Origin of the sequence: Hydrogenophaga sp. (genome assembly GCF_028698005.1) — a bacterium.
Taxonomy (GTDB): domain Bacteria; phylum Pseudomonadota; class Gammaproteobacteria; order Burkholderiales; family Burkholderiaceae_C; genus Hydrogenophaga.
Map to the genome: position 1 here is coordinate 1 of NZ_JAQVEJ010000235.1, position 3,219 is coordinate 3,219.

The 3,219-nt window shown below is 66.8% G+C and carries 4 protein-coding genes; all 4 read left to right on the forward strand.

Going from position 1 to position 3,219, the window contains the following annotated elements:
* A partial coding sequence (locus PHQ87_RS15255; RefSeq protein ID WP_300236229.1) for an ATP-binding cassette domain-containing protein occupies positions 1-344 on the forward strand: 344 nt, incomplete at its 5' end.
* Between the two features lie 60 nt (positions 345-404).
* Positions 405-1,217, forward strand: a complete 813-nt coding sequence (locus PHQ87_RS15260; RefSeq protein ID WP_300236231.1) for an alpha/beta fold hydrolase — start codon at positions 405-407, stop codon at positions 1,215-1,217.
* 275 nt (positions 1,218-1,492) lie between these two features.
* Positions 1,493-2,584: a hydrogenase small subunit gene (locus tag PHQ87_RS15265; RefSeq protein WP_300236234.1), complete on the forward strand. Its 1,092-nt coding sequence runs from the start codon at positions 1,493-1,495 to the stop codon at positions 2,582-2,584.
* Between the two features lie 21 nt (positions 2,585-2,605).
* The coding region (locus PHQ87_RS15270; RefSeq protein WP_300236236.1) for a nickel-dependent hydrogenase large subunit at positions 2,606-3,219 on the forward strand (614 nt) is incomplete at its 3' end.

Sequence of the window (3,219 nt, forward strand, 5' to 3'; positions counted from 1 at the left end):
CCCGCCTGCACGAACGCCGTCATGCCCCCGCGGGTGCGCTCTCCGGCGGCGAGCAGCAGATGCTGGTGCTGTGCCGGGCCCTGATGGGCAACCCGCGCCTGCTGATCGTCGACGAGCCCACCGAAGGCCTGTCGCCCCAGATGGTGGACCGGGTCGCCGAGACGCTGTCGCGCCTCAAACGCGAGGGCCTGGCCATGCTGCTGGTCGAGCAAAAGCTTGACATCGCCCTGGACCTGGCCGACGAGGTGCTCGTGATCGGCCATGGCGAGGCCCGGTTTCGCGGCAGCGTCCCGCAACTTCGCGCGCAACCCGATGTCATCGACACCTGGGTCGGCCTGGCCTGAGCGGTCAGCCGCCCGACGTCCATCCGCAACCACCCCCTGCTTCATGAGGAGAAGCGCTCCATGCCATTGATCGAGGCCAATCACACCCGCCTGTGGGTCGAACGCCATGGCCACCCTGCACGACCACCCGTGCTGCTGCTGCACGGACTGTTCTTCAGCGGCCAGATGTATGACCGGCTGCTGCCCGCGCTGACCACGCGCTTTCACTGCGTCACCATCGACGGGCGCAGCATGGGGCGCAGCGCACGCGCGCTCGGTGGCCACGACGTGGACAACCTGTGCGCCGACATGATGGCGGTTCAGGACGCCTTGCAACTGGGCCCGGCGCACTGGGTGGGGTCGTCGGTGGGCGGCGTGATCGGCCTCCGGGTGGCCGCGCAGTGGCCGGAGCGTGTGCTGTCGCTCGTCACCTGCGGTGCCTCGGCCCATGCCGAGCCGCTGGACAAGCTGAACCGCTACGAATCCCTGCTGGCCAGTTACGCCAGCGACCCTGCGTCGGCCTGGCCGCGGCTGGCACCGGTCCTGTATGGCCCCGACTTTCTGAACAACCCGGCGCGTGCCGCGGACCGGCACGCGCAGTTCCAGGCGTTCATCGACAACGATGGCCCATCGATCCAGCGCGCCGCCGCCCCGATTCTTCGCCGGGTCGGCATCGAACACATGCTGGCGCATGTCAGGTGTCCGACCCTGGCCATCGTCGGCGAACACGATGGCGCCAATCCACCCGAGCACTCGCGCCACATCGTTGCCGGTATCGATGGGGCGCGCCTGCACGTCATGCCGGGTGTCGGTCATCAGCCCAACGCCGAAGCGCCGGTGCAACTGGGCCATACCATCGCGGCATTTCTTCAGGCCGCCCCGATGGTGTCCTGACGGCGTCGATGCGAAGTGGTTCACAAGATTCCACTTTGATCCTTCATCTGGCACATTGTCTTCCATCTCTTCGGCAACGACGCCCGTGGGCCGGCGCAGGCCCTGCCACAAGCGCTGAAAAAACAACCGGCTAGACGCGCCTGTCAGGGTATTCCCGCAGAGCGGTCGGACTGGCACATGACTTGCGATGACGGCATGGCCCACCGCAAGAGTGCGCCGCGTCGGCCAACCCGGACAAGCGCGGCGATGTTGAAAACGACCGGAGACATCCCACGATGGAAACCTTCTACGAGGTCATGCGCCGCAAGGGTATTTCGCGCCGCAGCTACCTGAAATACTGTTCGCTCACCGCGACGTCCCTGGGTCTGGCACCGTCCTTCGTGCCGCAGATCGCCCACGCCATGGAAACCAAGCCGCGCACGCCGGTGCTGTGGCTGCACGGGCTGGAGTGCACCTGCTGCACCGAGGCCTTCATCCGCTCGGCGCACCCGCTGGCCAAGGACGTGGTGCTGTCCATGATCTCGCTGGACTACGACGACACGCTGATGGCCGCCGCCGGCCACCAGGCCGAGGCGATCCTCGAAGAGGTCATGACCAAGTACAAGGGCAACTACATCCTCGCGGTCGAGGGCAACCCGCCGCTCAACGAGGACGGGATGTTCTGCATCCAGTCGGGCAAGCCCTTCATCGACAAGCTCAAGCACGTGGCCAAGGACGCCAAGGCCATCATCGCCTGGGGCTCGTGCGCCTCGTGGGGCTGCGTGCAGGCGGCCAAGCCGAATCCGACACAGGCCACGCCGATCCACAAGGTCATCACCGACAAGCCCATCATCAAGGTGCCCGGCTGCCCACCCATCCCCGAGGTGATGACGGGCGTGATCACCTACATGCTGACCTTCGACCGCATCCCCGAGCTGGACCGTCAGGGCCGCCCGAAGATGTTCTACAGCCAGCGCATCCACGACAAGTGCTACCGGCGTCCGCACTTCGACGCCGGCCAGTTCGTCGAGGCCTGGGACGATGAATCGGCACGCAAGGGCTACTGCCTGTACAAGGTCGGCTGCAAGGGCCCGACCACCTACAACGCCTGCTCCACCGTGCAGTGGAACGAGGGCACCAGCTTCCCGATCAAGGCCGGCCACGGCTGCATCGGCTGCTCGGAAGACGGCTTCTGGGACAAGGGCTCGTTCTACGACCGCCTGACCGACATCCACCAGTTCGGCATCGAGGCCAACGCCGACAAGGTGGGCGGCACCGCAGCGGCCGTCGTCGGCGCGGCCGTCGCCGCCCACGCCGCGATCTCGGTGGCCAAGCGCTCGCGCGACAGCGCCAAGGCCAAGAAAGCCGCCGCTTCCACCAACGCCTGACGCAGCAGAGGACGACAAGACATGGGTGCTTACGAAACACAGGGCTTCAGGCTCGACAATTCCGGCCGCCGCGTGGTGGTCGACCCGGTGACCCGCATCGAGGGCCACATGCGCTGCGAGGTCAACCTCGACAGCAACAACGTGATCCGCAACGCCGTCTCCACCGGCACCATGTGGCGCGGCCTGGAGGTGATCCTCAAGGGACGCGATCCACGCGACGCCTGGGCCTTCGTGGAGCGCATCTGCGGCGTGTGCACCGGCTGCCACGCGCTCACCTCGGTGCGCGCGGTGGAGGACGCGCTGGGCATCCGCATCCCGCTCAACGCGCACCTGATCCGCGAGATGATGGCCAAGACGCTGCAGGTGCACGACCACGCGGTGCACTTCTACCACCTGCACGCGCTCGACTGGGTGGACGTGGTGTCGGCGCTGAACGCCGACCCGAAGAAAACCAGCGAGCTGCAGCACATCGTCTCGCCCTCGCACCCGATGTCCTCGCCGGGCTACTTCCGCGACGTGCAGAACCGGCTGAAGAAGTTCGTCGAGAGCGGCCAGCTCGGCCCCTTCGCCAACGGCTACTGGGGCTCCAAGGCCTACGTGCTGCCGGCCGAGGCCAACCTGATGGCGGTGACCCA

Bases quoted from the DNA above. Each gene is read 5' to 3' on its own strand.
- PHQ87_RS15260 (WP_300236231.1), top strand. From the start codon at position 405: ATGCCATTGATCGAGGCCAATCACACCCGCCTGTGGGTCGAACGCCAT.
- PHQ87_RS15265 (WP_300236234.1), top strand. From the start codon at position 1,493: ATGGAAACCTTCTACGAGGTCATGCGCCGCAAGGGTATTTCGCGCCGC.